At 60.0% G+C, this 5434-nt stretch carries 4 protein-coding genes; 3 read left to right on the forward strand and 1 reads right to left on the reverse strand.

Going from position 1 to position 5434, the window contains the following annotated elements:
- The first annotated feature begins 2 nt into the window (after positions 1-2).
- On the forward strand, positions 3-1241 hold the full coding sequence (gene aroA, locus WA354_RS19520; protein WP_472814693.1) for a 3-phosphoshikimate 1-carboxyvinyltransferase: 1239 nt from the start codon (positions 3-5) through the stop codon (positions 1239-1241).
- A 199-nt stretch (positions 1242-1440) separates the two neighbouring features.
- Here aroA and WA354_RS19525 read toward each other — a convergent pair whose 3' ends face one another.
- Positions 1441-3612: a TolC family protein gene (locus WA354_RS19525; protein ID WP_472814694.1), complete on the reverse strand. Its 2172-nt coding sequence runs from the start codon at positions 3610-3612 to the stop codon at positions 1441-1443.
- A gap of 296 nt (positions 3613-3908) precedes the next feature.
- Between WA354_RS19525 and truA the strand changes: the two genes are divergently transcribed.
- Both truA and WA354_RS19535 read left to right on the forward strand, forming a co-directional pair.
- Entirely contained in the window at positions 3909-4778 is an 870-nt protein-coding gene (gene truA / locus WA354_RS19530; protein ID WP_472814695.1) for a tRNA pseudouridine(38-40) synthase TruA, read from the forward strand.
- 65 nt (positions 4779-4843) lie between these two features.
- Positions 4844-5434 (forward strand): M20/M25/M40 family metallo-hydrolase (locus tag WA354_RS19535; RefSeq protein WP_472814696.1); only part of this gene is annotated, 591 nt, incomplete at its 3' end.

Here is a 5434-nt window from a genome sequence, read left to right on the forward strand (position 1 = left end):
GCCTGCCCGGCGACAAGTCCATCAGCCATCGCTACGCGCTGCTCGGTGCATTTGCCGAGGGCACCTCGCGGTTCTCCAACTTCTCCACCGGAGCCGACTGCGCCTCCACCCTCGCCTGCATGGAGGCGCTCGGCGCCAAAGTCCGCAAGCTCGACGACGGCTGCATCGAGATCGACGGCGTCGGCGGCCGCGTCACTCCAGCGAATCATCCGCTCGACTGTGGCAACTCCGGGTCCACGATGCGCATGATCTCCGGGCTGCTCGCGCCACAGCAAGGCGCCTTCACCCTCATCGGTGATGAGTCGCTTTCGCGCCGTCCCATGGAGCGCATCCGCAAGCCTCTCAGCGAAATGGGCGCTCAACTCACGCTCACCGACGGCCATGCCCCCGTCACCATTCAAGGTATTCCACTCCACGCCATCGACTTCACTACGCCCGTCCCCAGCGCCCAGGTGAAAACATGTATCCTGCTCGCGGGCCTGCAATCAGATGGCACCACTACCGTCCGCGAGTCCATTCGAACTCGAGATCACAGCGAGCTCGCGCTTCGTGCATTCGGCGCCACGCTTACTCGCTCCATCGATTCCATCAGCATCACCGGCCCACAAACGCTTCACGCCATCGAAGCCGCTGTTCCAGGTGACATTTCATCGGCTGCATTTTTCCTCTGCGCCGCCGCGCTTTTCCCCCACTCTGGGCTCATCCTCGACGGCATCGGCCTCAACCCCACACGCGCCGCGCTCCTCGACGTCCTCACTACCCTCGGAGCCCGCATCGCCGTCCTGCAACTTCAGGAAATGAATTCGGAACTCGTGGGCACCGTGCAGATCACCGCGGACGAGTCCGGCTTGCGCTCTACTGAAGTCAGCGGCGCTCTCGCCGCGCAACTCATTGATGAACTTCCCGTACTCGCTGCCATCGGCCCTTACACCAGCGGCGGCATTCGCATTCGCGACGCCAAGGAACTCCGCGTCAAAGAATCCGATCGAATCGCTCTCGTCGCACGCAATCTTCGCGCTATGGGTGCAGAGGTTGAAGAGTTCGAAGATGGCCTGGACGTCCCCGGCGGCCAGCAACTCCATGGAGCCGTCGTTGATTCAGGCGGCGACCACCGCATCGCCATGGCATTCAGCGTTGCCGCCCTCCGCGCCGAAGGGGAAACCCTGATTCAAGGCGCCGAATCCGCCGCCATCAGCTTCCCCGAGTTCTTCGACCTGTTAGACCTCGTGGCCGAACGCTAACTGCGCCCGGACGATTGTCATTGTGAGTGTGTCATCCTGAGCGCCGCAAGCTTGGGGCCCCACACAGTGGGGTAAGCGGCGCGAAGGATCTGCTTTCCTTTTTTGCGACCGATCAAGTATCAGGCAAGATAAGCTGACCAGAAACCAGCTCGAAAACAAAGGCCCGGCTTTCGCCGGGCCTTTGTGCGGTTTAACCACGTTAGTTGCTTGATGGCGGAGTCGTCGGCTGGGCTGGCATCGCGGAAGGAGTTGCTGCAGGCTGTGCACTCACCGGCTGTACTCCGGGAACCGTCGGTGCCGTATTCACCGTGCCCTTTGCCGCATCCGAGAGGTTGATCCCATATTCCTGCAGAGTAATAGCCAGCATCTGGTAAAGGCTTGCTCGAGCGTTCGCATAAGACGCATTGGCAGCAATCAGGTTGTTCTCGGCCGTCGCCAGGTTTCTTTCCTGCAGCAGCACATTGGCGGTGGTAGATGCGCCAAGATGCAGCTTCTTCTGTTCCGCGTCAAGGCTTTGCCGTGCATAATCGCGAGCCGCTAATGACGCCTGCACCTCTGCACGGTCGTTGGTCAATGCGAACTGCGCATTCACCACCTGCATGCGGATCTGTGTATAGAGCTGTGCCAGCCTCAACTCAGCCTGGCGATACTCCATCAGCGATCTCGCCTGAACCGATTGCGCCTGGCGGTTGCGAATTGGAATGTTCAACGTGAAACCCACTCCCTTGTCCGGCGCCGAACCGTTGTACAGATTGGTCAGCACTGTTCCGTATCCCGTCGAGGGCAGCGTGCCTGGTGGATAGGGTTGCCCGGTACCGAAGTTAACCCAGTCCGGATTCTGCGACCCACCCAGCGCACTGGATCCGTAGAAACCATACGCGTCGAGCGCCGGAAGCAGCGCATTGCGCGCACCCTTCAGAGTGATCTCATCGTTGCGCAGCGTCAGCGCGGCCTGCTCCAGTTCCGGCCGGTTCTTGAATGCCGACTGCACCAGGTCCTCGACCGGCTGGTTCTCTTCGGGAATCTGATCGAGGCTGATACGATCCGTCGGAATAACCGGTGCCGTCGCCAGCTTTGGGTCGTTCAGGTTGCGCGCAATCGCCTGCTTGATGATCTGCTGCTGATAATTCAACTGGTTCTCTGAACTGATGAGGGCCTGTCGATCGGTCGCTACCGTGGAGTCGGCCTGCACTACGTCCAGCGGAGCCATGGTGCCAATCTCCAGCTGCTTATGCGTATCCGACGAGAGCTTCGTGCTTTGGTCCAGCGCGCGTTGTTTCGCCTGCACATCCTCATACGCGCTTACAAGGCCCCAATAGATGCTCTCCACCTGGTTCACGGTATACAGAATCTGCTGCCGGAACGACGAATCCGTGATGCGCCTGTCGTTTTGCGCCTGGTACAGGAATCGCTTGTTCATCCATATACCGGCGCCTGCCAACAAGTGCTGGGTTAGCGTCGCCTTAAAGATCGAGTTCAGTTCCGGGCTATACGCCGAAAACGGATTGTCACTCGTGAGTCGCGTATTTGTGATGCCTGCCGTCAGTTGAGCGCCCGTAATGAATCCCTGGGTGTAGGAGAAGTTATATTCGTTGGTATTCGTCGTCAGCGAAGACTTGCCGCCCGAAAACAGCGTATTTGCCTGCGGCGCAGTTGCGCGTTCAAACTGGATGGTGCCGGTCACTATTGGATCGCGATACTCCGGCAATCCTCCGGCGCCCGCCGTGGTAAAGCTCTGTCCCGCGATTCCGGATCCGGCGCCGCCCGATCCGACTGTGGTGCCACCCGGGCCGCCGCCGGTCACCAGCGTTGATACCGACCCGCCCAGCGTGCCAGTCACCAGCCCTGATGGCGCTCCGAGCGGTGCGGCACCGGTCTTGGTGCGCAGAATATCGGTATCCGCGATGTCCAGGTTGTAGCGCGTTATGGCGATGTCGTAGTTGTTCTCGATGGCCAACGCAATGGCATCCGAAAGGCTTAGGTAGATCTTCCCGTCCTTGACCAGGTTGTCAAGGCGCACTGAGTTCGCAAAATCCGCCTTCGGAATCGTCGTCGGCCTGTACACATTGATCGGATTACCCAGCATCGGTGCGAACGGATTTGAATAGTCGCGGCTCGTCGATCGCAAATCCAGCGGCTTCGTCAGCACTGGCGCCGGAGCAACCGGTAACTGCGACGATTCCTTTTCCGGATGCTTCGCACCCGCTCCGGCTACGCCGCCTGACGGCTCCTGTGCAAATCCTGCTGGCACTCCCGCAGCCAATGTCAGCATTACCGCCGTAAAGGCCCGCAAACGCTGCGCTGCATTGCGCCTTACAAGACCACTGGCCGTTTTTCTGTCTTCAAACACACCAATACCGAACAATTGCATGTTTCCTCTCCACGAGTCGCTGAGGCATGTGGGGTGCCGTTCTACGTGACGTCCAGAGAACCGTTCCGGACGCAAATTTGTGATTCTGCGCGGCGTATTTTTCGTTCCCTTGCTCCACTTTGACCGTTGGGTCAATAAGCTTTACGCGCACTGCGGGCATTTCGTTCCATCGTTCCACAACACCCCGCACGCGTGCTGGCACGAAAAGCTGAGTATATCTCACTGGATGCAACTGACCGGATCACCCCTTTTGGTCAATTACCCTGTTATCTACCCTGTTTTCTAAACTGGTTTCCGTGACAGAACTCACCCAGACCGTGCCGCAACATAATCAGACGTGGAAGCTCACCCTCGCTTATGACGGCACCGACTTCCACGGCTGGCAAATCCAGCCGGGCCAATACACTATCCAGGGCGAATTGCAATCCGCCCTCGGGCGCATCGTGGGCGAGTCCCCGCTGCCACAGGGTTCCGGCCGCACCGACGCTGGCGTACACGCTCTGGCGCAGGTCGCCAGTCTCACCCTTCAGGCGCGCATCCCACCCGCCAACCTTGTTCGCGCTCTCAACCGCACCTTGCCCGGATCAATCCGCGTCCTCACCGCAGAGATCGTCGCCGACACTTTCCACGCCCGCCACTCCGCGGTCGCCAAAACCTACGAATACCGCGTACTCCCCATTGAGCCCGCCGTACCTCAGATATGCCCGCCGTTCCTCGCGCGCTACGTCTACCCTTACTCGTGGCCCGTAAACCTCGCCAGTCTCGACGCTGCTTCGGCAGCCTTTCTTGGCGAGCACGATTTCCGCAGCTTTGCCGCATCCGATCCCGATCTCGCCACCCGCTCCCAAGGCTCCGTTCACCAATCAGGCGAAGACACGGCAATTCAAACTCAGCCCCGCACCGCGATTCGCACCATCCACTCCTCCGCATGGCACGCACAAACCACCGATGGCTTCCATCTCCTCATCTATCGTGTTCGCGGCAACGGATTTCTGCACCACATGGTGCGCAATCTCGTCGGCACCATTCTCGACGTAGCCCGGGGCTACATGCGAATTGAAGACATCCCCGCAATTCTTGCCGCCCAGAATCGCGCTCTCGCCGGCCCTACCGCACCGGCTCGCGGCCTCTTTCTGCATTCCGTTGAATACGACGAGAATGAATAGTTATTTAGGGCGCGATAAATCAACATCACATTCCGCTAACGAATCTCCTGCTACCCTGAAAGCAAATGGCGATGTTCTCGCGCAGCTCGGCCTTCACCCGCGTTACGGCAATCGCCGCCCAGCGCGCGGTTCACGCTGCATTCACATGGCTGCACAACAATCCAAAGACCCTCATCGACCTCCAGTCCGAGCTTGTCGCCATTCCCGCACCACCGTTTGGAGAAGAGGCCCGCTCGCAATGGATCGCCGCACGCTTCGCCGAGATCGGCCTCGTCAACATCCGCACCGACGTCCTCTGCAACGTAACGGGATTCGTTCCTGCAACCAATCTCCCGCCTGACAGTACCGGCCCCGTCATCGTCCTCTCCGCGCATCTCGACACTGTCTTCCCCGCCGCAACGCCGCTCAATCCTGTTGTCACCCGCGACAATGGAGCCAACCGCATCGCTGCTCCCGGCGCTTGCGACAACGCCGCCGGAGTCATCGGCATGCTTGCGGTCGCGCAGGCCCTCGTCCATGCCAAGGTGAAACTCGCCGCACCCATCGTGGTGCTCGGGAACGTCGGCGAAGAAGGCGAAGGCGATCTGCGAGGCGTCCGCCACTTTTACCAGGAGCCCGCCCTCGCCGGTCGCGTAGCTGCGCACATCGTGCTCGAC

The organism is Occallatibacter sp., from assembly GCF_049802275.1.
Classification (GTDB): Bacteria; Acidobacteriota; Terriglobia; order Terriglobales; family Acidobacteriaceae; genus Telmatobacter.

Bases quoted from the DNA above. Each gene is read 5' to 3' on its own strand.
- WA354_RS19525 (WP_472814694.1), bottom strand. From the start codon at position 3,612: ATGCAATTGTTCGGTATTGGTGTGTTTGAAGACAGAAAAACGGCCAGT.